At 67.3% G+C, this 413-nt stretch carries 2 pseudogenes; both read left to right on the forward strand.

Annotated elements, in window-relative coordinates:
* Positions 1-103, forward strand: a pseudogene (locus EN851_RS37530) (DUF429 domain-containing protein); the annotation flags it as partial.
* A gap of 152 nt (positions 104-255) precedes the next feature.
* Positions 256-413: pseudogene (locus EN851_RS37535) on the forward strand (carbonic anhydrase); the annotation flags it as partial.

Below are 413 nucleotides of genomic sequence, written 5' to 3' on the forward strand. Positions count from 1 at the left end.
TGCGCTCTTCCGATCTGGGCGTATCGCCAGCGGCGTGGCGCGGCCTTCGCCCGATCCGCCTCTGACCGACCGCTTCGGCATCCCGGTCGCCATCTGGGCTTGAGGCAAAATCGGCCTGTGCAGCTTTTTGCGGCATGCGATTGCGACGCCGCCATCCGCAATTCGGCATTGCCCGCGACCGGCATTTGCCGCTAGAGGCTTTTTTCGATCGCAACGAGCTGCCGCCTCCAACCCCCGGAAAGGCTCTAGCCGCCCATGCCCCACCTCCCCGAGCACCTCCTCGCCGGCTATCGCAACTTCATGAGCGGCCGCTACCCTGCCGAAAGCGACCGCTACCGCTCGCTGGCGCGCGAAGGCCAGGCGCCCGAGACGATGATCGTCGCCTGCTGCGATTCGCGCTCGGCGCCGGAAGC

The sequence above is a fragment of the Mesorhizobium sp. M8A.F.Ca.ET.208.01.1.1 genome (assembly GCF_004791315.1).
Taxonomy (GTDB): Bacteria; Pseudomonadota; Alphaproteobacteria; order Rhizobiales; family Rhizobiaceae; genus Mesorhizobium.